Consider the following 23,807-nt stretch of genomic DNA (forward strand, 5'->3'; position numbering starts at 1 on the left):
ATGGGAGGGTGGGGGAAAAAAGCTGGTAGAGCGGGTGGGTTGGGAACCTAACAACATCGGAGGGGGTTGTGCGTGGGGGGTGGTGGGGTCGTCCCGCTGCGGAACAAACCGCACCGGTCGGTCACGGCAGGCGCAGCTTTACGATCTCGCCGATGCCGGGAGACACGCCCTGGCTCGTGGCGTAGACGTCGTCACCGGAGACCGCGATGCCGGTCGGCGCGATCAGCCCTTCCGGCGAGAAGTGGGTCTTGCTTCCGTCGTGCTCGACGCGGACGATCTCGCCGTGACTCGGCGGGAAGATCGCGCCGTCCTTGGCCATCGAGAGCGTCAGCAGCCGCCCCTGACGGTCGAAGGCGAGGTCGGTGAGCAGGGTGAACCCGTCAGCGAAGACGGTCGGCTCCTGGCCGGGCACCACCCGGTAGACCCGGGCGGTTCCCGCGACGACGCTCAGCTCGGCCACGTACAGCGCCCCATCCGGGCCGACCTCGACAGCGGTGGGCGCGCTCTGTAGCTGCCAGCCGCCGCCGACGTCCTTGGTCGGGAACACCGCCAGCGTCTTGATCCGGCCGCCCCGGGTGGCCCAGAGCAGATCGTTGCCGCCGGCGTCGGTTACCGCGAAACCGCCCCGGAACGGAACCATCCCGTACGGGTTGGACTCGATCTCGGCGCCCGCGGGTGCCCCGGCACCGCCGTCGGGGTTGTGCCGCGCCTCGTGGACGCCGAAGTCGGCGCCGAGCCGCACGTGCCCGGCGCCCGGGCAGATGAAGTGCAGCAGCCGGCCCATCTCGGGACCGTTGGCGCCGAACGGGTTCTCTCCGGTGACCGGGTCGATCCCCGAGGTGGACATGAGTACCGTCAGCCGGCCGTTGCGCAGCGACAGGTCGGCCGGCCCGGTGGCGTACGAGCCGTCGGTGGGTGCGCCGAGCGACGGCAGGCCCTCGATGACCCGGGTCACGACTCCGTTCCGGACGGTGGTGATGGCTCCACTGTGCCCCAGGCACTGCTCACCCTCAGGGGTGATGATGCACTGCAGGTCACCGCCGACGCCGGCCTCCGCGACCCAGATCGTGCCCCGGTCGACGACCAGGTGCCGAGGGTTGTTCAACCCGCTGGCGACGACCTGCAGGGTGGGCTGGGAACTGCCGGCCTGGGCGGCGGTCGCCGCGCCTGGTGACAGCACGACGGCGAGGCCCGCTGTCACCGCCAAGGTACGTCTGGCCAGTTCTCTCATCAGGATCCTCTCTGGAAACGATCACCTCGGGCACGCCGAGGGCCAGGTGTGACAAATGGAGCCGATGGTCGGATCCCCATCGAAGTGGTCCAGCAGCGGGTCTGGCCGGCTCGCCACCTGTCCTCGTCACCAGTGCATGTCGCTGGGATCGCTGGTCGCTTCGGCCGGGACGGAACCGGCCTGCGTCTGCGGCCCGGCGGCCGCTGTCGTCACGGCCCCCACGAGCATGGCAGCGGCCGCGAGCAACCCGAGCAGCTGCGGTGTGTACGGGGTCCTCGGCGAACGTGCGCGGGTTGACGTCGGGCTCAACTCCCGGTGGAATCGCATGTCCTGTCGCCTCCGTGTTGTTTCTCGACGCATCCGTTGGTGGACCGACCGCAGCATGTCGCGTCCCGCTCTCGATGGACTCTCGGTCCACTGAGAGCACATCGAGAGCGTTCGGAAAGCCGCCGTGGCTAGCCTGCCGCCCAGGCCGCCGCGTCACGTTGAGCGGCCTCCTGGTCACCGGCTGGAGGGAGCCACTGTCGAATGAGCGGCCGCGTCCTTCAGCTCAACACCGACGAGCTGGTCAGCGCGCTGTACGCGGTTGACGCGGTCGACCTGCTCGCCGAGGAGCTACGCGACGGGGTGACCGGGAAGGTGGGGGACGACATGCCGGACGGACGCATCATCCAGCTGCCGGGGCCGGATGATCTCGTCCTGCTGGAGGACCAACGGGTCGGCCGGCGCTGCGTGCTGCCGGCCCGGGCGCTTGCCGCCTCCCGGATGGCGGCGCTCGCCACCATCGCCGTCCGGGCGTTGGTGACCCCGGGCGCGGTGACCGCCGCCGTGCTCGGTCCGGGATCCGCGACCAGCCTGCTGCTCCCACTGATCCTCGGCCGGGCCGGTGGGCTCAGCCACGTGGCGATCTTTCACGGTGCCGGAGCGTCCTCGCAGGAGCGCGTCCAACCGCAGCTGCTGGCTGAGCTCGACCGAGCCGGCGTCGGCTGGACGGTGACCGAGGCGGCGGCCGACGCGGTCTTCGGCGCCACCCTGGTGGTCGGTCTGGTGCCACGACCGGACCGACTGGACATCGGTGTCCCGGCGAGTGGTGCGTTGCTGATCAACACCGCCAGGGTGGGCTTCGCCGGCGGGGTGGTCGACCAGGCACGGCAAATCTATGTAGACGACGCGTCGTTGAGCCGGCCGGGAGGTTCCGGCCGCGACGTCGCCTACGAGCGCACCGCCGATGGCGACGTCGCCTACGAGCGCACCGCCGATGGCGACGTCGCCTACGAGCCGTCGCCCTGGTGTGTCGAGTCGTCGCCTGAGGACACGTGGCCGACGCCGCACGGCGGGCAACCGTCGCCGGCAGCCGCTGGAGCTCGCCGGTCCGGCGGCCTGCGGCCGCGCCGACGTCGAACGGGTCGACCGGGCAGGTCGAGCCGTGACGTCCGGCCGATCGAAGCCGAGTTGGGACAGCTGCTGACCGGTGAGCACGCCGGTCGCACCGGCGCCGACGACATCCTGCTGGTCGACCTGCTCGGGGCGTGGGCGCTCGACGTACGGCTCGCCTGCACGTTGCATCGCGCGGCGCTGTCCCGTGGATTCGGGGTGCAGCGTGACGAGTGGCCGTGACCGGTGCGACGACCATATCGACCGCGCGGATGGGGGAATCCGCGCGACCAAGAAGGATCGGGGAAAGCCATGCTGGTAGAACGAAACGGAGAACTGTCGTCACTGACCGATCTGCTGGCCGAGAGCGCTGCGGGACGCGGCAGGGTCGCCCTGGTCCGGGGCGGTCCGGCCACCGGTAAGACCGAACTGCTGCACGCGTTCGCCGAGCGCGCCGCGGCAACCGGGGCGCTGGTGCTGAGCGCGACAGGCGCCAGGGCCGAGCGTGAACTGCCGTTGGGGGTCGTCTGGCAGCTGATCCGCAGCGCGCCGCTGGCACCCGAGATTGCCGGTCGGATGACGGAACTGACGCTTCCGGCGGCGCTGCCCGGACCTGGCGGTACGCCGCACGGCGGCGGACTGGACGCGCGGGCGGTGCACGGCTTGTGCGCACTGCTGCTGGAGCTCGCGGCCGACCGGCCGGTGGTGATCGCCATCGACGACATTCAGTTCGCCGACCGACCGTCCCTGCAGGTACTGGTCAGCCTCCGGCGGCGGATCCGGCCGGCCCGCGTACTGCTGGCGATGACCGAATGGGAGTGGCCCAGCCTGCCGCGTACCCAACTGCACGCCGAGGTGGCCCGGCAGCCGCACGCCCGGATCACGGTTGCCCCGCTGACCTGCGCCGGCACCGCCGACCTGGTGGCTCGCCGGCTGGGCGGTTCCGGGACACCCGCCGGGCTCGCCGCCCGGATGCACGCCATCACCGGCGGGAACCCGCTCCTGACCCATGCGCTGATCGAGGACCAGCTCCGGGCCGCGAACGCCGCCAGAGCCGCAGACCCGGCCGGCGTCGCAGACGCCTCAGGCGCGGCGAACCTGGCGGGTGCGGCGTGCGTCGCGCCGGTCGCCGGGCCGGTGTTCCACCAGGACGTCTGGGACTGCGTGACCCGCTGGGACGAGGAGATCCTGGTGGTGGCGCGGGGTATCGCGTTGTTCGGTGAGTGCGCCACCCAGGAGCTCACCGCACAGCTGCTCCGACTGGCCGACCGGCCTCTCGGACCCGCCTTCGACGTGCTGCGGGCCGCCGGGCTGGTGGTCAGCGACTGCATCCGCCATCCGGTGATCCGCGACATCCTGCTGGCGGGCATCGCCCCGGAGAAGCTCGCCGGGTGGCACCTGCGGGCGGCCGAACTGCTGTACGGGCGGTCGGCGGAGACGGTCGAGGTCGCCCGGCACCTGGTGGCCGCCAACGCGGTCCCGGGGCCATGGGCGGTACGCCTGCTGCGACACGCAGCGGAACAGGTGATCGCCGAGGACGACCGGTTCGCGGTCGGCTGCCTCGACCTGGCGTTGCGCAACTGCGACGACGACGAGCGGCTGGCGTTGCGGGCCGTCCTGGCCCGGCTGGCCTGGCGGGCGAATCCGTCCGCACTCGCCCCCCACCTGCCCCAGCTACGTACCGCGCTGAGCGCAGGGACCCTGCCCTGGCGGGACGCCGCACCGGTGATCCGCCACCTGCTCTGGCAGGGAGAGCTGACGGCAGCCCTCGACGCCGTCGACGCCGTCGGCGGACGCCACGGTCCGGCGGACGCCACCAGTCTCACCGAGCTGCGCCTGACCTTGGAATGGGTGTACGGGCCGATCTGGCAACGGCTGGCCGAGCCGGTCCAGGGCTGGCTCGTGACCCCGGCCCCGACACCCGGCGGGCCGCTGGCCGGGGCGGCGCAGCTCACGCTGGCCCGATCCGCGACACCACCGGTGGGCAGCGCCGAGCACGCGTTGCAGAGCTGCGCGGGTGAGGCGCCACCGGAAGTCGCCGCCCTGGCGTTGCTGGTGCTGGAGTACGCCGGACGCCCCGAGCACGCCCGCCACTGGGCGCAGACCCTGCTCGACAGCACCGAGCGGCGCCGCACCGGGGCCGGGCGCGCGTTGCTGAGCTGGGTCCGGGCCGACCTCGCCTGGCGGCGTGGTGATCTGGCCGGTGCGGACGTGGCGGCGGCGGAGGCGCTGGCGATCCTGCCGGCGCGTGACTGGGGGGTGCTCGTCGGGCTGCCGCTGGCGACGATGGTCCTGGCCCGCACCGCCATGGGACGCCTCGACGAGGCGGCCGCGTTGCTGGACGCCGCCGTCCCCGAGGCGATGTTCGATACCGTCGCTGGTGCCCACTACCTGTACGCCAGCGGCAGTCACAGTCTGGCCGCCGGTCGGCCACTGGCCGCGGTGGACGAACTGGAACGCTGTGGTGAGCTGCTCAAGCGGCTGGCTGTCGACGTACCGGCGATGATCCCGTGGCGTTGCCCGCTCGCCCAGGCGTATCTGCGGGTCGGCCTGCGGGGCAAGGGCCGGCACCTGGTCTCCGACCGGATGGAGCGGGCGGGGGACCGGGCGCGTGGCGCGGCACTGCGGGTCCTCGCCGCCGTGGGCGCGGCGCGGGACCGGACCGAACTGTTGCATCAGGCCATCGAGCTGCTGGAACGCTGCGGCGACCGGCTCGAGTTGGCGTACGCGCTGGCCGACCTGAGCCAGGCGCACCGGGAAGCCGGCGACCTCGGGCAGGCCCGGTTGGTGCTGCGCCGCGCCGAACAGGAACTCAAGGTCTGTCAGGCGGCGGGTGGACCGGTCGAGGTGGGGGCGGCGGTCGAGCCGCCGGCGGCGGACAACGTCGGCCCGACCGGCGTCGCCGCGTTGAGCGAGGCGGAACGCAACGTGGCCGCGCTGGCCGCCCTGGGGCACACCAACCGGGAGATCGGTCGCACGTTGTACATCACCGTCAGCACCGTCGAGCAGCATCTCACCCGGGTCTACCGGAAGCTGAAGGTGACCCGCCGCGCCGATCTGCCGTCGGAGCTGTCGCAGTACGAGGTCTCCGGGCAGTCACCGATGTCTCCGGCCCGTACTCTCGTGGCCCGCTGATCCGGCTGCGCCCCGTCAAGGGGCGCGGTCCGTCCGGGGTGGTGCCCCCGTCCGGGGGTGGTGCGGCAGACCACACAACCACAACACACGAAAGGAACCACCCCCGAGCGAAACAACCCCCCCCCCCACCCTCCCCCTCCCCCCCCCCCCCCCCCCGCACGGTCGTCGCTCACTCGCCGATGCTGGCCAGGTTGTCGTTGTACGGCTTGGCGATCTCGTCGAGCACCTCGTCCGGCGACTTGCTGCCGTTGATCAGCTGCTGGACCCCGGCGACCAGGACGTCGTAGTAGCCCGGTGCCGGCCAGTCCGGGTAGAAGGCCAGCCCGTCGGAGTCGTTGAGCGTGTTGAAGTTCTCGATCAGCTCCTTGGCCTTCGGGTTGGTGATCGCGGCCGGGTCCGCGGCCAGCGGCACCCCGCCGGACTCGCCGAGCAGGTTCTGGATGTCCGGCTGCATGGTGATGTCGATGAAGTCGTAGGCGAGGTCCTTGTTCTTGGCGTTGCTCGGCACCACCCAGATGTTTCCGCCGGAGCCGGGGTGCAGGTCGCTGCCGGGGAAGAGGAAGGTGCCCCACTCGAAGTCGGTGATCTCGTCGCTCATCCGGCCGTACCACCAGCTGCCGGAGATCATGATCGGGAAGCTGCCCTGGGTGAAGGCGACGCCCATGTCCTCGGCCTTGATGCCGGCGGAGTCGGCGCCGATGTAGCCCTTGTCGACCCACTCGGCGAACGTGGTGGCCGCGTAGCTGAACTCCGGACCGTGGAAGTCGACCGGGTTGGCGTACAGCTGAAAGTCGTCGACAAAGGACCGGTCGGCCCGGGTCAACGCCAACTCGTAGAGGATCTGCTGGGCCGGGTACTCGGCGCCGCCGACCGAGATCGGAGTGACGCCGTTGTCGACGAAGGTGTCCAGGACGCCTTCGAACTCGGCGAAGGTGGTCGGCACCGACAGGTCGTACTCGGCGAACATGTCCTTGTTGTAGTAGACCATCACGAATTCGCCGTAGTTGGGGATGCCGTACCAGGTGTCGCCACCCATCACCCCGTTGCCGTCGTACCTGCAGGTGGTGGCGACGCTCGGCGAGATCATCTCGTCCCAGCCGCGTTCGGCCACCACGTCGCTGAGGTCGGTGAGCAGGCCTTGCTTGGACAGCAGACCGGCGCTCGCGTTGCCCTTGTTGTACTCCAGGATGTCCGGGCCCTCGTCGGAGTTGAGGATCATGCCGGCGTTCTGCCGGATCTGCTCAAAGCCCTTCTCCTCGTAGACCACGGTGACGCCGGGATGGCTGGCCTCGAACTGCTTGATGGCTTCGGCCCAGGCGATGCCCATGGCGCTGTTGACGCCTTCGTAGTGCCACAGGCGCAGGGTGCTGCCGTCGCCGCTGTCGTCGGCATCGGCGCCGCAGGCCGACAGGGTCAGGGCGGTAGCGGTGAGTGCGGCGGCTATCAGGGTGCGGGTGCTTGTTATCTGTCGACGGAACATTTCCAGCCTCCTCGCGGGTGTGCCGCAGGGGCGGCGCGGTGCGGGCGCCGCCACGGGGACAGGGGTCGGGTGAAGGTCACGGACCGCGGTGAGGCCGCCCGCTGGCGGCGGGGGCTCGAACGCGGCTGATCGGTGAAGGGGGCGACTTGGTTGTCGAAACGCTTCGACGAAGCGATTCGACAAGGAAGCTACGACTGTGTTGACGGCATGTCAATCCCATGACGGATCAGTTTCCGCCGGTCCGGTCGTAGACTCGGCGGCTGGTGACGGCGGCCTGCCGCGACATCGGCCAGCGGCACGGGAGGGATCGAATGCGGACCAGCGCGCTGCGGATGCGGACCAGGTCGCTACCAGCCTGCGGCATGGCCGTCGGCACCCTGGCCCTGCTGATATCGACGGCCACCGGCTGCACCGTCAGCCCGCAACCACAGCCGGAACCGACCGGGACGGACGTGCCTATTGGTGCCGAAGAGTCCCGGCGGCTCGTGCAGGACTACCTCGACGCGATGGTCGCCAAGGACCTCGACAAAGGGCGCGCCCAACTCTGCGCCGCGACTCAGGAGATCTTCGACGCGAGCGCCACCGGCCCCAACGGCGACTTCGCCGAGTCGGTGATGGTGGAGCAGGGGGAGATCGTGGCTTCCCGGCCGGTCCCGGTCGGCCACGAGGTCACCGCCACCGTCACCGCTGCCGTCGGATCCACCACGCTCCGGGCCGGGCCTGAGACGATCCAGGTCCGTCTCGTGTTCACCGTGACGCCGGTCGGCGCCGGTGACGGCGACTGGTGCATCCACGACGAGACAACGGCGCCGACGGACCAGCCCAGCGGTGCCGGCACCGCCCCGGCTAGCGGACCACCTCCCGCCCCGGCGGGCGAGCCCGGCACCGCCCCGGCGGGGTGAGCCCGGTGCCGGCCCGGCCGGCGGGTCCGTCGCCGCGCCGCCGGTCTAGGCTTTGGCCATGGGCCAAGAATGGCATCAGTTGAGCTACCCGTCGGTCGGGCACCCGAGCCTGCAGACCAGCCGTCCCGCCGCCAACTCGGTCGAGGACGAGGCGTTCGGACTGGACCGGTGGCGTGGCCTGCCCCGGGCACAGACACCGCCCTGGCCGGATCCGGCCGTCGTCGACGAGGTGTGCCAGGTGCTGGGCAACGTCCCGTCGGTGGTCGCCCCGTACGAGGTCGACCAGTTGCGGGAGCGGCTGGCGCTGGTCTGTGACGGCAAGGCCTTCCTGCTGCAGGGCGGCGACTGCGCCGAGACCTTCACCGACAACACCGAGAGCCACCTGCTGGCCAACGCCCGTACCATCCTGCAGATGGCGGTGGTGCTGACGTACGGCGCGTCGCTGCCGGTGGTCAAGGTGGCCCGGGTCGCCGGTCAGTACACCAAGCCCCGATCCGCGCCGACCGACGCGCTCGGGCTGCCCGCGTACCGCGGCGACATGATCAACTCGCTGGACACCACGGCCCAGGCCCGGATCGCCGATCCGCAGCGGATGATCCGGGCGTACGCCAACTCCGCCGCCGCGATGAACATGCTCCGCGCCTACCTCGCCGGTGGGCTGGCCGACCTGCACGCGGTGCACGACTGGAACAAGGGGTTCGTCAAGCGGTCCCCGGCCGGCGAACGCTACGAGGCGATCGCCCGGGAGATCGACCGGGCGTTGGCGTTCATCCAGGCCTGCGGGATGACCGACGACGAGGCGTTGCGGACTGTCACCCTCTACTGCTCGCACGAGGCGCTCGCGCTGGAGTACGACCGGGCGCTGACCCGGATCTCCGGCGAGCGCCCCTACGGACTGTCCGGGCACTTCCTGTGGGTCGGCGAGCGGACCCGGCAGATCGACGGCGCGCACATCGACTTCATCTCCCGCATCGCCAACCCGATCGGCGTCAAGCTCGGCCCCGGCACCAGCCCCGAGCAGGCCCTCGAACTGTGCGAGAAGCTCAACCCGGACAACATCCCCGGCCGGCTCACGCTGATCAGCCGGATGGGCAACCACAAGGTCCGCGACGCGCTGCCGCCGATCGTGGAGAAGGTCACCGCCGCCGGTGCCCGGGTGGTGTGGCAGTGCGACCCGATGCACGGCAACACCCACGAGTCGTCCAACGGCTACAAGACCCGACACTTCGACCGGATCGTCGACGAGGTGCTCGGCTACTTCGAGGTGCACCGGGGCCTGCTGACCCACCCCGGTGGTCTGCACGTCGAGTTGACCGGTGAGGACGTCACCGAGTGCCTCGGCGGCGCTCAGGCGATCGAGGACATCCACCTGCCGGACCGCTACGAGACCGCCTGCGATCCGCGGCTCAACACCCAGCAGTCCCTGGAGCTGGCCTTCCTGGTCGCGGAGATGCTCCGTGGCTGAGCCGACCCCGCTCGGCAGCGCCGCCGGGCCGGTGGTCGACCTGCGGTCGGACACCGTCACCCGGCCGACGCCGGGGATGCGGGCGGCGATGGCCGCCGCCGAGGTCGGCGACGACGTGTACGGCGAGGATCCGACGGTCAACGCGCTGGAGTCCGAGGTCGCGGCGATGTTCGGGCACGAGGCCGGACTGTTCGCCCCGACCGGTACGATGGCCAACCAGGTCGCCCTGCAGACCCTGGTGCCGCCCGGCGGCGAGTTGCTCTGCGACGCCGACGCACACGTGGTCACCTACGAGGTCGGTGCTGCGGCGGCGTACGGCGGGATCTCCTCGCGGACCTGGCCGGCCGCCGGCGGTGACCCGGACCCGGACCTGGTCGCGGCGATGATCCGGCCGGCCGGCTTCGGCGCGGTGCCGACCCGGGCGGTCGCCGTCGAGCAGACCCACAACCGCTCCGGCGGGCAGATCATCGGTACGCCGGTGCTGCGCCGCCTCCGCGAGGTGACCGCCGCGGCCGGGGTGGCGCTGCACTGCGACGGTGCCCGGATCTGGCACGCCCACGTCGCCGACGGCGTGCCGCTGGCCGACTACGGCGCGTTGTTCGACACCGTCTCGGTGTGCCTGTCCAAAGGGCTCGGCGCACCGGTCGGCTCGGTGCTGGTCGGCAGCGCCGAGCGGGTCGCGGCCGCCCGCGTCCTGCGTAAGCGGATGGGCGGCGGGATGCGTCAGGCCGGGGTGCTCGCCGCCGCCGGGCGGTACGCCCTGGCGCACCACGTGGACCGGCTCGCCGACGACCATGTGCGGGCGGCCCGACTGGCGCAGGCGTTGGAGCCGTACGGTGTGGCGTGCCCGGACCAGGTGCGCAGCAACATCGTCGGTCTCGATCTGACCAAGACCACGCTGGACGCCCCGGCACTGGCCGAGGCGGCCCGGGCCGACGGGGTGCTGGTGTCGGTGCTCGGGCCGACCGCCGCCCGGCTGGTCACACACCTGGACGTCGACGACACGGCGGTGGACCGGGCGGGCGAGGTGCTCGGCGCCATTCTGCGCCGCTAGCGCACAGTCGCCGCCTCGACCAGGCGACGCAGCGTCGCGACGTCGGCGGCGTGCCCGACGTGCTTCTCGCTCGGCGTCTCGACCAGCACCGGCACGCCGGCAGTGGCCGGATGCCGCATCAGCTCGGCGAACGCCGCCTCGCCGATCATGCCCGCGCCGATCGTCTCGTGCCGGTCCCGGGTGGACCCGCAACCGTCGCGGGAGTCGTTGGCGTGCACCAGCCGCAGCCGGTCCGCCCCGACGGCGTCGACCAGCGCGTCGATCGTCGCGGTCATGCCACCCGGGCCGGCCACGTCGTGCCCGGCGGCCCACGCGTGGCAGGTGTCGAAGCAGACGCCCATCCGGGGATGCCAGTCCACCGCGGCGAGGTACGGCCGCAGATGCTCCACCCGGGACGCCAGCGACCGGCCGCCGCCGGCGCTCGGCTCGACCAGCAGCATCGGTCCGTCGGCGGCCTCGGCGGCGTCCAGCAACGGCAGCAGCGCCTCGCGGACCTGCCGCATAGCGGTGTCGGCGTACCCGTCGTCGACGGCGCTGCCGGCGTGGAAGATGACCGCCTCGGCGCCGATCGCCCGGCCCCGGCGCAGCGCGTGCGCCAGGGTCGCGGCAGAGCGTTCCACCGTGGCGGCGGTCGGCGATCCGAGGTTCACCAGCAGCGAGGCGTGGATGTACGCGCGCAGCCCACGCTCGGCGCAGCCGTCGCGGAACGCCACGTCCTGGGCCGGGTCGCCGTCGGGCATCGCCCAGCCGCGCGAGTTGCCGATGTACACCTGCACCACCTCGGAGGCGGCCGCGTCGGCGTACGGCAGCGCGGCTCGGGCCAGCCCGCCCGAGGTGGGCGTGTGCGAGCCGACCGGCCGGTGCCCGGCGGAACCGTCGACCGACATCTCAGAGACAGCCGATCACGATCTCGGTGCCGGGCGGCACCTCGGACCCGTCGTTGGGGCTCTGGTAGCGGACCGTGCCGTTGGGGTTGAAGTCGACCCGGACCGGGAAGCCCAGGCCCTGCAGTTCGGCCAGCGCCTCCTGACATGGCCGGTCGATCATCCTCGGCACGACGACCGCCGGCGGGCCCTCGCTCACCCTGAGCTTGATCTCCGTACCCTCTTCCACCCCGGCGCCGTCCGCCGGCTCCTGACCGATGACCTGGTCCTTCGGCTTGTCCGACTCCTCGGAGGCGACCAGCGGCTCGAGCTTGAGCTCCTCCAGCATCCGCCGGGCCTCGTCGACGTCGAGCCCCACTACGTTGGGCACGGTGATCGGGGCCCGGCCCTTGCTGACCGTCACCTTCACCACCTCGCCGGCCTGCACCTCGGTGCCGACCGGCGGGTCGACGGCGGCCACCACGCCGGCGGGCAGGTTGTCGTCGTACCGGTCGGCCGCCTGCTCCAACACCAGCTGCGCCTTCTCCAGGTCGACCCGGGCCAGGTCGAGCGTCTTGCCGACCACGTCGGGCACCGCGTAGCGCTCGGGACCGAGGGAGAAGGTCAGGGTGATCTCGCCGCCGCGGACGATCCGGCCGTTGCTGGGCGGATCCTGGGCCAGCACCAGATCCCGGGCGACGTTCTCGTCGTGCCGGGGGTCGGCGACGCTGATCGTGAGGCCGCGCTGCGCGGCCAGTGCCTGTGCCTGCGCCTGGTCGAGGCCGACCATGCTGGGCGCGACGGTGTACCGGCCGGCCCCGAGCCACCAGCCGCCGACCCCGAGTAGCAGCAGGAACACCAGCGCCCCGGCGATCGCCGCCAGCCGGGCCCGCGGGTTCTCCACCAGCCGGTCCCGCAGCCCGCCCAGGCCTGCGCCGCCGGGCTGCTCGGTGCTCTTCGCCCGGCTCCGCTCGGTGCTGCGCCGCCGGCCGGGAGCCGGGTCGGCTCCGCCGCTGGCCATCACCGGTGGCCCACCGGCGGCGGCCGAGCGGACCACGGTGCTGGAGGCGGCCCGTCGGCGCGGTGCCGACCGGTCCCGTCGGTCCTTCGGCTCCGGCAGTCGGGCCCAGGACGGGCGCTCGGCCTCCGGCACCGGCGAGACCGCCATCGTGGGCTGCGCCAGTTGGCGCAGCACCGCCGTATTGGCGCTCGCGTTGCCGAGATCGTCGCGGACCACCTGGACGTCGGACAGCAGCGCTCCGGCGTCGGTGGGGCGTTCACCCGGATCCCGGCGGGTTGCCCGCACGACCAGGTCGTCGACCATCGCCGGGACACCCGGCACCGACTGCGACGGCGGTGGCACGTCCTGGTCGACGTGCTGCCAGGCGACCTCCGCCGGGCGGTCACCGTCGTAGGGCACCCGACCGGTGAGCATCTCGAACAGCACGATGCCCGCCGAGTAGACGTCGGTACGCGGATCGGCCCGGCCCTGGGTGACGAGCTCCGGCGCCACGTACGCCACGGTGGCCATCAGTTGACCGCCGCCGGCCTCGGCGCTGGCCTGCACCGCCTGGGCCAGGCCGAAATCGGCGACCTTCACGACGCTGTCGATCAGGTTCCCGGCGCCGCCGGTCGGCGCCTCGGCGACCAGCACGTTTTCGGGTTTGACGTCGCGGTGCACCAGGCCGGCCCGGTGGGCGGCACCGATCGCTGCCAGCATCTGCTCCAGGATCGCCAGCGCCTCGCCCGGGTTGAGCCGCCGTCGCTCGGCCAGCACGTCGCGCAGCGTCCGGCCCCGGACGTACTCCATCACCAGGTACGGCAGCCCGAGGTGGGTGCCCTGGTCGTAGACGGCGACCACGTTGGGGTGGGTCAGCCGGGCGATGGTCTTGGCCTCGTCGGTGAACCGGTCGAGGAACCCGGCATCGCGACCCTGCACGTCGTTGAGCTGGGTCGGATGGATGATCTTCAGCGCGACGGTGCGCTCGAGCCGTTCGTCGGTCGCCGTGTACACGGTCGCCATGCCACCCCGCGCCACCCGGGCACGGATCCGGTACCGCCCGTCGATCAACGAGCCCAGCAGCGAGTCGGCGACCTGTGTGTCCATCGGCAGGCAGTCTATGCGGCCGCAGGGGGAGGGCAGAACTCCGATCAGGCCGGGTCCGCCGAACCGGGCCAAACCGTTACCTGCCGGCAGCGCACGGCAACCAACTGGCAACCCGCCCAGGCCCACCGAACGGCGACCCGGCGCGGCGCAACCGGACGGGCCCCTGGCGCGCCAGGACGGGGTCAGTGGTGCCGGCGGGGCTGGTGCGTGGCAGGGTGGTGACGTGACAGATCCCGCCTCGACCCCAGCGCCGCCGGCCCCCGGTGGGACCGGGCCGGTGACCGTCGGCGAGCCGGCCGGTTGGCTGACCCTGCCCGATGTCGCCGAACGCCTCGACGTGACGATCAGCAAGGTCCACCAGATGATCCGGGACCGGGAGCTGCTCGCCGTCCGCCGCGACGGGGTCCGCCGGGTGCCGGCCGAGTTGGTGGCCAACCACACCGTACGCAAGCACCTGCCCGGCATCCTGACCCTGCTGCACGACGCCGGCTTCTCCGACGAGGAGATGCTGGGCTGGCTGTACCGGCCGGACGACTCGCTGCCCGGCACGCCCGCGACGGCGCTCGGCGGCGACCGCGCCCGCGAGGTGAAACGTCGGGCACAGGCCGAGGGTTTCTAACCGGCATGGGTCAGCTCAGCTACCTGGCGGTGCTGGCCGGCTGCCTGTTCGCCGCGATCTGGCTGGAGCCGGTGCTGCGGGTCAACGTGCTCCGCCGGTGGCGTCGGCTGTCTTTGACCCTGCTGGCGGTGGTGGTGGTCTTCGCAGCCTGGGACCTGGCCGCGATCGCCGCCGGGCACTGGAGTTTCGACCCCGCCCAGACCACCGGTGTGCTGCTGCCCGGCCGGCTGCCACTGGACGAGCTGCTGTTCTTCGTGGTCGTGCCGATCTGCACGGTGCTGGGGTTCGAGGCGGTCCGCGCGGTGCGTACCCCGCCCGGCCGCCCACGCCGCCCCGACGACCGCTGGTCGGCCGGCGACGAGGCCGACCACCGGCCGGCGGGCGACGAGGCCGACCGCAGTCGGGGCGGCGACGGGGCCGATGCCGGCCGGCGGCGAGTCCGGTGAGCTACACCGTCGCCGCGCTGCTCGGGGTGGTGGCCGCCGTGCTGGTCGACCTCGTGGTGCTGCGCACCCGACTGGTGCTGCGGGCGGTCTTCTGGGCGACCTACCCGATCATCGTCGGCTTCCAGTTGCTCTCCAACGGGATCCTGACCGGCCGTGCCATCGTGCGCTACGACCCGGCCGCCATCGTCGGGCTGCGGATCGCGTACGCGCCGGTCGAGGATCTGCTGTTCGGATTCACGATGGTGCTGTTCACCCTCTCGGTGTGGGTCTGGCTGGGGCGGCGTGGCGTGCAGCGCACCCCGGCGGCCGGCGAGGGCGACTGGCTGCTCGCCCGGCTGCGGCGGCGTCCGGGGCGCCGGCCCGGGGACACCGGCAGAGACGAGCACTGACCGGAAACTGCTATGCAATTCAACCGATTTGTTTACGGCAAAGTCCGTCACGATGTGACGCATTGATTTACGTCATCTGATCGTCTATCGTCCGTACTGCGGTCGCGCGAACCTGCCTATACCCCCGTTCTGTTCTGCCCGAAGGGGAGAAATCTATCATCGGATGCCTTCCGTGGATACTCCGGCGTTGCGGCCGGGGAGGAAACGGAACCCCTGCGGAGCAGGACAGGGAAAGCCGATCCGCCGCCAAGGCGGATCGGCGTCCACCCCACACGCGACCCCACGGCTCACGACCGAATCGCTAGACTGTGGACTGTGTCCAGGACCGTGAAGCGGGCGTTCAGGTACCGCTTCCACCCCACCCCCGGGCAGGCCGCCGAGCTCGCCCGGACGTTCGGTTGTGTCCGGCTGGTGTACAACATGGCGCTGGCCGCCCGCAGCGAGGCGTGGACCCTGCGTCGGGAACGGGTCACCTACAACGCCACGTCGGCGATGCTCACCGGGTGGAAGAAGACCGACGAACTGGCGTTCCTCAACGACGTCTCCTGCGTCCCTCTGCAGCAGGCGCTGGGGCCACTGCAGACCGCGTTCGCCAACTTCTGGGCGAAACGGGCCCGGTACCCGACGTTCAAGTCGAGGAAGCGGTCGCGGCGGTCGGCGGAGTACACCGCCAGCGCGTTCCGGTGGCGCGACGGTCGGCTGACCCTGGCGAAGATGTCCGATCCGTTGGACATCGTGTGGTCCCGACCGTTGCCGGAGGGTGCGGCGCCGTCGACGGTGACGGTGTCGCAGGACCCGGCGGGCCGCTGGTTCGTCTCCCTGCTCTGCGAGGACCGGATCGAGCCGGCCCCGGCCACCACTGCCGTGGTGGGGGTCGACGCCGGCCTCGACAGCCTGTTCACCCTGTCCACCGGGGAGAAGATCCCCAACCCGGGACATGAACGCCGTGACCGGCGGCGGCTGGCCCGCGCCCAGCGGAACCTCGCACGCAAGGCCAAAGGTTCGGCGAACCGGGCCAAGGCTCGGCTGGCGGTGGCCCGGGTTCATGCCCGGGTCGCCGACCGCCGCCGCGATCACCTGCACAAGTTGACCACTCGGCTCGTTCGTGAAACCCAAACGATCGTGATCGAGGACCTGACCGTCCGCACCATGATGGCCAACCACCGTCTGGCCCGCGCCATCTCCGACGCGGCCTGGCGGCAGTTCCGCAGCATGCTGGAGTACAAAACGGACTGGTACGGCCGCGATCTGGTGGTCGTGGACCGCTGGTTCCCGTCGACCCGACTGTGCTCGGACTGCGGCGAACTGGCTGGCCGGATGCCGTTGGCGGTCCGGTCGTGGACCTGCCGGTGCGGGCAGGCCCATGACCGGGACGTCAACGCGGCCCGCAACATTCTCGCGGAGGGGCTCTCCGTGATTGCCTGTGGAGGCGGTGTAAGACCTCACCGGGAGTCCTCCTCTCGGACGGGGCGGTCGTCGGCGAAGCAGGAACCCCCTGGGGCGACCCAGGGAATCCCCGTCCCTTAGTGCGGGGAGGATTGTCAAGGGAAAGGTTCGACATGTTCGCCAACAGCTACCGGCTGCGGTTGCCCAGGGACAACATCTCCACCTGCACCGTCCCGTCCGGGTACACCTACGACCTGGTGACCAACCGGCTCAACACGTGCAGCCCGAACAACTTCGCCAACAGTTACCGGCTGAGCTGAGCCGGTCTGGCGTGGGCGGCGGTCAGCCGGTACGGGTGGTCGCCGCCACCGCCAGATCCCGGAGCACCTGCCCGGCCTCGGGCTCGACCGGCACCGGCGCCAACGCGGTCAACGCCCGCTCGGTCAGCTCGGTGATCCGTGCCTCGGTGACGGCCAACGCGCCACTGGCGACGATCACCTCGCGCAGCCGTTCGATCCCGTCGGCGTCGAGCGCCGGATCACCGAGCCGGTCGTCCAGCAACCCCCGGCCGGCCGGCGACGTCGTCCGGTACGCGGACGCCACCAGGAAGGTACGTTTGCCCTCCCGCAGGTCGTCGCCGGCCGGCTTGCCGGTGAGCGCCGGATCGCCGAACACCCCGAGTACGTCGTCACGCAGCTGGAACGCCTCACCGAGCGGCAACCCGTACCCGGAGTAGCCGGCGGCGACGGCGGCCGGCGCGTCGGCCAACGCCGCGCCCAGCAGCAGCGGCCGCTCCACGGTGTACTTCGCCGACTTGAGCCGGGCCACCTGGGTGGCCCGGTGCACCGAGGTGTCGCCGGTGAACTGGGTGAGCACGTCCAGGTACTGCCCGACGGTGACCTCGGTGCGCATCTCGTCGAAGACCGGCCGGGCCCGCCGCAGCATCCCGTCGGTCAGCCCGGCACCGTGCAGCAGCTCGTCGGACCAGACCAGGCACAGATCGCCCAGCAGCACCGCCGCCGAGGCACCGAAGCCGTCCGCCGGCCCGCGCCACCCGCTGCGCCGGTGGTGCGCGGCGAACCGCCGGTGGATCGACGGCTCGCCGCGCCGGGTGTCCGAACCGTCCACCAGATCGTCGTGGATCAGGGCGCTGGCCTGCACGAACTCCAGCGCCGCCAGGGCCGCGACCACCTCGGGTGAGTCGCCGCCGCCGGCTCCCCGGTAACCCCAGTAGCCGAACGCCGGCCGCAGCCGTTTGCCGCCGCCGAGCACGAAGTCCTCGATCGCCGCGGCCACCGGCAGCAGCGCCTCGTCGACGTCGCCCAGCCAGCGTCGCCGGCCCTGGAGGAAGTCGGCCAACGCCCGGTCGACACGTCGACGCAGGTCGGCCCGGTCGGTCGGCGCGACCGTGATGCTGTCTGCCACTCCCTGACGCTATCGGCTGGTCGATGCGCCGCCCGCAGGCCACCCGGTACAGTCGGCTGCGTGGCTCTCGGTCTACCGTCCGTACTCCCCGGCTCGCAGCCGTCGATCGGGGAGCTGATCCGCGCCGGCCAGCCGACCTTCTCGTTCGAGTTCTTCCCGCCGAAGACCCCCGCCGGCGAGCAGTTGCTCTGGCAGGCGGTCCGCGAGCTGGAGCCGCTGCGGCCGTCGTTCGTGTCGATCACCTACGGCGCCGGTGGCACCACCCGGGACACCACGGTCGACGTCACCGAACGGATCGCCACCGAGACGACCCTGCTGCCGATGGCGCACCTGACCGCCGTCGACCATTCGGTCGCCGAGCTGCGCAACGTCATCGGCCGGCTGGCCGGTGCCGGCGTGCGCAACGTGCTCGCCGTGCGGGGCGACCCGCCCGGTGACCCGACCGGGGAGTGGGTGGCCCACCCGCAGGGCGTGCACTACGCCGAGGACCTGGTCCGGCTGGTCCGCGAGTCGGGTGACTTCAGCGTCGGCGTGGCCGCCTTCCCGTACAAACACCCGCGCTCGCCGGATATCGCCACCGACACCCGGTACTTCGTCCGCAAATGCCGGGCCGGTGCGGACTTCGCGATCACCCAGATGGTCTTCGACGCCGACGACTACCTGCGGCTGCGGGACCGGGTCGCGGCGGCCGGCTGCGACACCCCGATCCTGCCCGGTGTGATGCCGGTCACCAAACTGGCCACCATCGAGCGCTCCGAACAGCTGTCCGGTGCCCCGTTCCCGCCGGCGCTGGCCGCCCAGTTCGCCCGGGTCGCCGACGACGCCGACGCGGTCCGCCGCCTCGGCATCGACCAGGCCAACCAGCTCTGCCAGCGGCTGATCGACGAAGGCGTGCCCGGTCTGCACTTCATCACCATGAACCGGTCGACGGCCACCCGCGAGGTGTGGCTCAACGTCGCCGCCGGCACCCGGGCGTGACCGGCCCGCCACCCGAGCCGTCCCGCAGCGGTTGAGCTGTCGTGGAGACCCGGCTCAACTGGCAGGACTACGCCGTCACCTGGGCACGGCTGCACGGCGGTTTCGACCCCCGCACCGCCACCCCGGTGGTGCGCTACTGGCTGCGCGCCGCGCACGCCGTCGCAGACCTGCTCGGCCGGGCCAAGGTCGGCCCGACCGCGGTCACCGCCGCCGGAGTGCTGCTCTGCCTCGGGGTGCCGGTGCTTGCCCCGCGCGGCGGTCCCGGCCTGCTCGCCGCCGCCGGCCTGGTGCTGCTGGCCGCGGTCGCCGACACCGTCGACGGCGCGCTGGCCGTGGTCACCGGCCGGACCACCCGGCTCGGCTACGTCTACGACTCGCTCGCCGACCGGGCGGGTGAGGCGTTCTGGCTGCTCGGCTTCTGGCTGGCCGGCGCCCCCGGTCCGCTGGTCGTCGCCGCCGGCACGCTGTCCTGGCTGCACGAGTACCTGCGGGCCCGGGCGGCGGCGGCCGGCATGCGGGAGATCGGCGCGGTGACGGTCGGGGAACGACCGACCCGGGTCAGCATCGCCCTGGTCGGCCTGCTGCTGGCCGGTGCCGCCGCGCTGATCGCACCGGACCTCGCCGCCGGGGTGCTCACCCTGGCAACCTCGGTCTGGGTGCTGCTCGGCCTGTTCGGGCTCAGCCAACTGTTCACCGCCGTCCGCCGCGCCTTGGCCTGACGGTCCTGGGCGTTGGTTCAGCGGCCGGCCGGGCCGATCCGGTCGGCGACGATCTGCGCTGACAGGGTCACCATCGGCAGCCCGCCACCGGGGTGCACCGACCCGCCGACCAGGAACATTCCGGCCGCCGGTGCCCGGTTCGCCGGCCGCAGTAGCCCGCCGGCCGTACCGTAGATCGACCCGCCCGGGGTGCCGGTCGCCGCGGCCAGGTCCGCCGGCGTGCGTACCTCGCGGAACAGCAGCCGGTCCCGCACGTCCACCCCCCGGTCGGCCAGCACCCGCAGCACCTGATCGGCGTACGCGTCGGCCAGACCCGGCCGGTGCCAGTCCACCCCGGCCAGCGACAGGTCCTGGCGGGCCGCGTTGACCAGCACGAACCACGCCTCGTGGCCGTCCGGCCGGGCCGCCGGATCGTCGGCGACCGTCACGAAGATCGTCGGGTCGGTGGCCGGCCGGGCCGGCCGACCCCGTCCCGGATCGCCGAACACCGCGTCGAACTCGGCGTCGTAGTCGCGCGGGAAGAACACCGTGTGGTGGGCCAGCTCCGGGGTACGGCCGCGCACCCCGAGCAGCAGCACGAAACCGCCGAGGCTGCGGTCGGCCAGTCGGGTCAGCCGCCGGGCGTGCGGCAGCAGCTCCCGGTAGACCCGCGACGCGTCCACGTTGGCCACCACCACGTCGGCCGGCACCGGACGGGTCTCGCCGGCCACCCGGACGCCGTGCACCCGGCCGCCGGCCGCGTCGATCGCGGTGACCGTCGACCCGGTACGCACCACCACGCCCAGGTCCAGGCAGCGGGACAGCAGCGCGTCGGCGAGCGCCCCCAGCCCGCCCCGCACGTACCAGCCGCCGAAGGTCAACTCGGCGTACGGCACCGCGAGCAGCGCCGCCGGCGCCCGCCGTGGGTCCGCGCCGGTGTAGGTGGCGTAGCGCTCCAGCAGGGTCCGCAGCCGCGGGTCGCGGACCTCGCGACGCAGCATCCCGCGCAGGCTGCGGCCGGGCGCGACCGCCGCCAGGTCGCCGAGCCGGTACGCCATCCGCGCCATCGCCAGCGGCGAGCCGACCTCCCGGCGCAGTACGTCCCGCCAGGAGGCGTCCCAGATCCGTCGGGCCCGCCGCCACACCCGCTGCCAGTCGTCGGCGGCCTCGTCACCGAAGGCCACCGCGATCCGTTCGGTGAACGCCGCCGGGTCGGCGCACGAGTCGAGCCAGCGCGGGTCGGGCCGCCCGCCCAGTTCGCCGGGCCCGCTCAGTTCGCCGGGCCCGCTCAGTTCGCCGGGCCCGCTCAGTTCGCCGGGCCCGCTCAGTTCGCCGGGCCCGGTCGGTTCGCCGGGCCCGGCCGGGAACCGGTGCCGCACGATCGGATCCAGCTCGACCAGGTCGAGCACCTTCTCCAGTGGTTCGCCGGTGCTGTCGAACAGGTCGGCGAAGACCTGCGGCAGGGTCAGCAGGCTCGGCCCGGTGTCGAAGGTGAACGCACCGGCGGGGGTCTGTCGGGTCCAGCGGGCCAGTTTCCCGCCGACGGTGTCGGCCTGTTCGATGACGGTGACGTCGTGCCCGCCGTGGGCCAGCCGGATCGCGGCGGCCAACCCGCCGACCCCGGCGCCGATCACCACCACCCGGCTCATCGGCGCTCCTCCTCACAGCAGTTTCGGTCAGGGCAGGGCCACCGGGCGACCGCGCCAGGCGAGGCGCCGTCGCTTGCGCAGATAGTAGGACCGGATCACGAGCCAGCCGAGCAGCGCGACCGAGATCGGATGTGCCAATCCGTCCGGCATCGCCCGGCCGCCGGTGGCCCGGGCGGTGAGCGCCCGTCCGGTCACCCCCAGCCCGTACCCGACGGCACCGGCCGCGACCAGCACCGTCGCCGCCGGACCGGCCCCGGTGGCCAGCCCGGCCAGCCCGACGACGCAGAGCACCGGCGGGGCCGCGTACAACGCCAACAGTCCGGCCACGACGGCGGCCGCGCTGGCCGGCGACGGCAGCGACGCCCACAGCGACTTGGTGTAGCCGGCGGACAACTCCCGCCAGGACCCGTACATCCGGCAGGTCGCCAACGCCGAACCGTCGGCCAGGGCGATCCGCCCACCGGCCCGCTTCACCGCCCGGGCCAGCCCGACGTCCTCCAGCACCTGGTCCCGCACGGCGGCGTGCCCGCCGGCCCGCCGGTACACGTCCCGGTCGACCAGCAGGAACTGCCCGCCGGCGGCGGCCAGTGAGGTACGCGGCGAACGTTCCATCGCGCGCAGCGGCAGGAACGTCAACCAGCTCCACTGCAGCAGCGGCTGCACCAGCCGCTCGCCGACCGACCCGGCGACGATCCTCGGGTACGGGCTGAGCAGCTGCGCCGGCACAGACCGCAGGGTGCCGACGGCGGCGGCCACCGCCCCAGGGGCGAGGACCACGTCGGCGTCCACGAAGACCAGCACCCCGGCCGGTGCGGCGGGGACCGCGTCGGCAAGCTGCTGGCAGGCGTGCGGCTTGCCGAGCCAGCCGGCCGGCAGCGGCGCGCCGGTGATCAGCCGTACCCGGGGGTCGTCGCCGGCCACCTCGGCGACCACCTCGGCGGTACCGTCGGTCGACCCGTCGTCGAGCACCACGATCCGCCAGTCGGTCAGCTGCCGTTGGGCGAGCAGCGCCCGCAGGCACGGAGCCACCCGCTCGGCCTCGTCACGCAGTGGCAGCAGAATCGACACCGGCTCGGTCACCCGGGCTGCCGGGCCGGGCCGGCGCAGCCAGCGCAGCGTGTTGACCAGCGTCGCCGCGGTCAGCGCCAGCAGCACCGCGACGATGCCGAGCGCACCCGCCGTAGCCGCCGTCCACCAGGTCATGTCGCCTGCCGTGGCGGGCGTCCAGCAGGTCCAGTCGCCCGTCGCGAGCGGATCAGTGTCACCGCGAACGGCACCGCCACCAGCCCCATGCCGAGCCCGCCCCAGCCGGCCGAGGCGGGCAGTCCGAGGAACACCGCGTGGGCGAGCAGACTCGACGCGTACGTCCACAGGTACAGCGCGTACATCGGGGCGTCCACCGGCCCGTCGGCACAGTGGGCGGCGACCCCGGCGGTACGCTGCAGCAGCGTCATCATCACTGCCGCAACGGCCAGCCAGCCCAGGTAGTTGCCGACCGGGACGTCCGGCACCCCGGGCAGCGCCGGGTCGGTGTCCAGCCAGGTCCAGTGGCCTTCGGTGACCATCTGCGGGTCGAGGAAGAGGTCCCAGGCGGCCAGCGCGACCGCGCCGACGGCGATCCGGGCCACCACCGGGCGGACCAGCCGCACCGCGACCAGCCATGCCGGCCAGGCCATCCAGGTCCAGGCCAGCGGGATGACCACCGGTACGCCGAGCAGCTTCGGCCCGAGCGTGCCGGCGTAGTCGTAGCCGCCGAACGGGAACCCGGTCGCCACCCCGCAGGCCTCAACCGCCAGCCCGCCGCCGGTGGTGACCAGCAGCAGCGCGGCGGCGCTGCGCGGCCCCCGGGTCAGCCAGGCGTGGCCGACCGACAGGACGAAGCCGATCACCACGGTGGCGACGGTCAACCCGGCCCGGTTGCCGCCGCCGGTCAGCGGGTAGCCGATCTGGGCCAGCACCAGCAGCGCCAACATCGCCCAGGGCAGCACCCGTCGTGCGCTCATGACCGGCGCGGCTGCGGGTCCGTCGTCGGTCCGGCCCCCGCAGCCGGTGCTGCCTGCGGGTGGGGCAGCGGGAGGGTGCGGCCGAGCACCGCGAAGGCCCGCTCGTCCCCGGGGAAGTGGAAGTTGCGCAACACGTCGACGTAGCCGAACCGCCGGTACAGCCGCCAGGCCCGGGACCGCTGCTCGTCGGCCTCCGGGGTGGACAACAGGGTGGTCGCTCCGGCGGCCATCCCGAGCAGGGTACGCAGCTGGTGCGCGCCGATTCCGTGCCCCTGCGCCTGCGGGTGCACGTGCAGCTCCACCACTTCGAAGCAGTCGGTGAGCCAGGTGCCGCGGGCGGTTTTCGGCAGCGCGCCGCGTACCTGGTCGTGCCACCACTGCCCGGCGGCCGACCGGTAGCCGTAGCCGAACCCGGCGAGCGCGCCTTCGGCGGTGAGCGTGGCGACCGCCCGGAATCCGGGGCGCCGTACGTGGGTGGCGATGTAGCCCCGGCGTACCTCCAACAGCTCGGCCCGGTAGTTCATCGCCTCGCCGTACACGGTGACCACGTCGTCGAGCCGCCGCAGCAGGTCGTCCGGCAGCCACGGCACCAGCCTCATCGGG

At 72.6% G+C, this 23,807-nt stretch carries 21 protein-coding genes; 12 read left to right on the top strand and 9 right to left on the bottom strand.

From position 1 onward, the window contains the following. Positions 1-121 precede the first annotated feature (121 nt). On the bottom strand, positions 122-1,231 hold the full coding sequence (locus ACXAHD_RS16490) for a ScyD/ScyE family protein (protein ID WP_281553663.1): 1,110 nt from the start codon (positions 1,229-1,231) through the stop codon (positions 122-124). A gap of 528 nt (positions 1,232-1,759) precedes the next feature. Between ACXAHD_RS16490 and ACXAHD_RS16495 the strand changes: the two genes are divergently transcribed. After that, positions 1,760-2,848 carry a hypothetical protein gene (locus ACXAHD_RS16495; RefSeq protein ID WP_475051529.1) on the top strand — a complete coding sequence of 363 codons (1,089 nt, stop codon included), beginning with the start codon at positions 1,760-1,762 and terminating at the stop codon, positions 2,846-2,848. A gap of 69 nt (positions 2,849-2,917) precedes the next feature. Then, positions 2,918-5,740 carry an AAA family ATPase gene (locus tag ACXAHD_RS16500; RefSeq protein ID WP_281567401.1) on the top strand — a complete coding sequence of 941 codons (2,823 nt, stop codon included), beginning with the start codon at positions 2,918-2,920 and terminating at the stop codon, positions 5,738-5,740. Positions 5,741-5,909: 169 nt separating this feature from the next. On the opposite strand, the gene ACXAHD_RS16505 is transcribed toward ACXAHD_RS16500, so the two are convergent. After that, entirely contained in the window at positions 5,910-7,220 is a 1,311-nt protein-coding gene (locus ACXAHD_RS16505; RefSeq protein ID WP_289213248.1) for an ABC transporter substrate-binding protein, read from the bottom strand. A gap of 311 nt (positions 7,221-7,531) precedes the next feature. Here ACXAHD_RS16505 and ACXAHD_RS16510 point away from each other — a divergent pair, with 311 nt between their 5' ends. From ACXAHD_RS16510 to ACXAHD_RS16520, 3 genes are read left to right on the top strand one after another with little or no spacing between them, the layout of a single operon-like run. Beyond that, positions 7,532-8,122, top strand: a complete 591-nt coding sequence (locus tag ACXAHD_RS16510; RefSeq protein WP_289213247.1) for a hypothetical protein — start codon at positions 7,532-7,534, stop codon at positions 8,120-8,122. Between the two features lie 58 nt (positions 8,123-8,180). Next, positions 8,181-9,587: a class II 3-deoxy-7-phosphoheptulonate synthase gene (locus ACXAHD_RS16515; protein WP_289213246.1), complete on the top strand. Its 1,407-nt coding sequence runs from the start codon at positions 8,181-8,183 to the stop codon at positions 9,585-9,587. A 31-nt stretch (positions 9,588-9,618) separates the two neighbouring features. Beyond that, the gene (locus ACXAHD_RS16520) at positions 9,619-10,641 is read left to right on the top strand and encodes a threonine aldolase family protein (RefSeq protein ID WP_289213605.1); all 1,023 of its coding nucleotides are present in this window, start codon (positions 9,619-9,621) and stop codon (positions 10,639-10,641) included. On the opposite strand, the gene ACXAHD_RS16525 is transcribed toward ACXAHD_RS16520, so the two are convergent. Then, on the bottom strand, positions 10,638-11,528 hold the full coding sequence (locus ACXAHD_RS16525) for a deoxyribonuclease IV (protein ID WP_281550712.1): 891 nt from the start codon (positions 11,526-11,528) through the stop codon (positions 10,638-10,640). The two genes, ACXAHD_RS16520 and ACXAHD_RS16525, sit on opposite strands and share 4 nt — an antisense overlap. Position 11,529: 1 nt before the next feature. After that, on the bottom strand, positions 11,530-13,611 hold the full coding sequence (gene pknB / locus ACXAHD_RS16530) for a Stk1 family PASTA domain-containing Ser/Thr kinase (RefSeq protein ID WP_281550711.1): 2,082 nt from the start codon (positions 13,609-13,611) through the stop codon (positions 11,530-11,532). 277 nt (positions 13,612-13,888) lie between these two features. On the opposite strand from pknB, the gene ACXAHD_RS16535 reads away from it, so the two are divergent. From ACXAHD_RS16535 to ACXAHD_RS16555, 5 genes are all read left to right on the top strand, one after another. Beyond that, on the top strand, positions 13,889-14,230 hold the full coding sequence (locus ACXAHD_RS16535) for an Rv2175c family DNA-binding protein (protein WP_278174562.1): 342 nt from the start codon (positions 13,889-13,891) through the stop codon (positions 14,228-14,230). A 5-nt stretch (positions 14,231-14,235) separates the two neighbouring features. Beyond that, a complete protein-coding gene (locus ACXAHD_RS16540) occupies positions 14,236-14,676 on the top strand; it encodes a lycopene cyclase domain-containing protein (RefSeq protein WP_281550709.1) in 441 nt (146 codons plus the stop codon). Then, positions 14,673-15,065: a lycopene cyclase domain-containing protein gene (locus ACXAHD_RS16545; protein ID WP_281550708.1), complete on the top strand. Its 393-nt coding sequence runs from the start codon at positions 14,673-14,675 to the stop codon at positions 15,063-15,065. Before ACXAHD_RS16540 ends, ACXAHD_RS16545 begins: the two co-directional genes overlap by 4 nt. A 315-nt stretch (positions 15,066-15,380) precedes the next feature. Next, on the top strand, positions 15,381-16,592 hold the full coding sequence (locus tag ACXAHD_RS16550; RefSeq protein WP_475051533.1) for an RNA-guided endonuclease InsQ/TnpB family protein: 1,212 nt from the start codon (positions 15,381-15,383) through the stop codon (positions 16,590-16,592). Positions 16,593-16,624: 32 nt separating this feature from the next. Further along, complete coding sequence (locus ACXAHD_RS16555) at positions 16,625-16,771, top strand: hypothetical protein (protein WP_281550706.1); 147 nt, start codon at positions 16,625-16,627, stop codon at positions 16,769-16,771. Between the two features lie 22 nt (positions 16,772-16,793). Here the strand turns inward: ACXAHD_RS16555 and ACXAHD_RS16560 are convergent, their stop codons facing one another. Continuing rightward, entirely contained in the window at positions 16,794-17,876 is a 1,083-nt protein-coding gene (locus ACXAHD_RS16560) for a polyprenyl synthetase family protein (RefSeq protein ID WP_289213244.1), read from the bottom strand. Positions 17,877-17,936: 60 nt separating this feature from the next. Between ACXAHD_RS16560 and metF the strand changes: the two genes are divergently transcribed. Further along, positions 17,937-18,854 carry a methylenetetrahydrofolate reductase [NAD(P)H] gene (metF, locus tag ACXAHD_RS16565; protein WP_289213243.1) on the top strand — a complete coding sequence of 306 codons (918 nt, stop codon included), beginning with the start codon at positions 17,937-17,939 and terminating at the stop codon, positions 18,852-18,854. Positions 18,855-18,895: 41 nt separating this feature from the next. Then, positions 18,896-19,573, top strand: coding sequence for a CDP-alcohol phosphatidyltransferase family protein (locus ACXAHD_RS16570; protein WP_278170301.1), 678 nt, complete (start codon positions 18,896-18,898; stop codon positions 19,571-19,573). A gap of 17 nt (positions 19,574-19,590) precedes the next feature. On the opposite strand, the gene ACXAHD_RS16575 is transcribed toward ACXAHD_RS16570, so the two are convergent. The 4 genes from ACXAHD_RS16575 to ACXAHD_RS16590 are packed head-to-tail and all read right to left on the bottom strand — an operon-like array spanning position 19,591 to position 23,803. After that, positions 19,591-21,201, bottom strand: a complete 1,611-nt coding sequence (locus ACXAHD_RS16575; protein WP_289213242.1) for a phytoene desaturase family protein — start codon at positions 21,199-21,201, stop codon at positions 19,591-19,593. Between the two features lie 27 nt (positions 21,202-21,228). After that, complete coding sequence (locus tag ACXAHD_RS16580) at positions 21,229-22,404, bottom strand: glycosyltransferase family 2 protein (RefSeq protein ID WP_289213241.1); 1,176 nt, start codon at positions 22,402-22,404, stop codon at positions 21,229-21,231. Continuing rightward, positions 22,401-23,204, bottom strand: coding sequence for a carotenoid biosynthesis protein (locus tag ACXAHD_RS16585; protein WP_289213240.1), 804 nt, complete (start codon positions 23,202-23,204; stop codon positions 22,401-22,403). The genes ACXAHD_RS16580 and ACXAHD_RS16585 overlap by 4 nt, the downstream gene beginning before the upstream one ends. Then, positions 23,201-23,803 (bottom strand): GNAT family N-acetyltransferase, encoded by a 603-nt coding sequence (locus ACXAHD_RS16590; protein ID WP_289213239.1) that lies wholly within the window; start codon positions 23,801-23,803, stop codon positions 23,201-23,203. The genes ACXAHD_RS16585 and ACXAHD_RS16590 overlap by 4 nt, the downstream gene beginning before the upstream one ends. Positions 23,804-23,807 lie beyond the last annotated feature (4 nt).

The sequence above is a fragment of the Micromonospora sp. ABR4_055 genome (assembly GCF_056160425.1).

Excerpts from the sequence above, each read along its gene's own strand:
- ACXAHD_RS16575 (WP_289213242.1), bottom strand. The coding sequence starts at position 21,201 with ATGAGCCGGGTGGTGGTGATCGGCGCCGGGGTCGGCGGGTTGGCCGCC.
- ACXAHD_RS16505 (WP_289213248.1), bottom strand. The coding sequence starts at position 7,220 with ATGTTCCGTCGACAGATAACAAGCACCCGCACCCTGATAGCCGCCGCA.
- ACXAHD_RS16585 (WP_289213240.1), bottom strand. The coding sequence starts at position 23,204 with ATGAGCGCACGACGGGTGCTGCCCTGGGCGATGTTGGCGCTGCTGGTG.
- ACXAHD_RS16540 (WP_281550709.1), top strand. The coding sequence starts at position 14,236 with ATGGGTCAGCTCAGCTACCTGGCGGTGCTGGCCGGCTGCCTGTTCGCC.
- ACXAHD_RS16510 (WP_289213247.1), top strand. The coding sequence starts at position 7,532 with ATGCGGACCAGCGCGCTGCGGATGCGGACCAGGTCGCTACCAGCCTGC.
- ACXAHD_RS16500 (WP_281567401.1), top strand. The coding sequence starts at position 2,918 with ATGCTGGTAGAACGAAACGGAGAACTGTCGTCACTGACCGATCTGCTG.
- ACXAHD_RS16590 (WP_289213239.1), bottom strand. The coding sequence starts at position 23,803 with ATGAGGCTGGTGCCGTGGCTGCCGGACGACCTGCTGCGGCGGCTCGAC.
- ACXAHD_RS16495 (WP_475051529.1), top strand. The coding sequence starts at position 1,760 with ATGAGCGGCCGCGTCCTTCAGCTCAACACCGACGAGCTGGTCAGCGCG.
- ACXAHD_RS16490 (WP_281553663.1), bottom strand. The coding sequence starts at position 1,231 with ATGAGAGAACTGGCCAGACGTACCTTGGCGGTGACAGCGGGCCTCGCC.
- ACXAHD_RS16580 (WP_289213241.1), bottom strand. The coding sequence starts at position 22,404 with ATGACCTGGTGGACGGCGGCTACGGCGGGTGCGCTCGGCATCGTCGCG.
- ACXAHD_RS16525 (WP_281550712.1), bottom strand. The coding sequence starts at position 11,528 with ATGTCGGTCGACGGTTCCGCCGGGCACCGGCCGGTCGGCTCGCACACG.
- pknB (WP_281550711.1), bottom strand. The coding sequence starts at position 13,611 with ATGGACACACAGGTCGCCGACTCGCTGCTGGGCTCGTTGATCGACGGG.
- ACXAHD_RS16515 (WP_289213246.1), top strand. The coding sequence starts at position 8,181 with ATGGGCCAAGAATGGCATCAGTTGAGCTACCCGTCGGTCGGGCACCCG.
- ACXAHD_RS16555 (WP_281550706.1), top strand. The coding sequence starts at position 16,625 with ATGTTCGCCAACAGCTACCGGCTGCGGTTGCCCAGGGACAACATCTCC.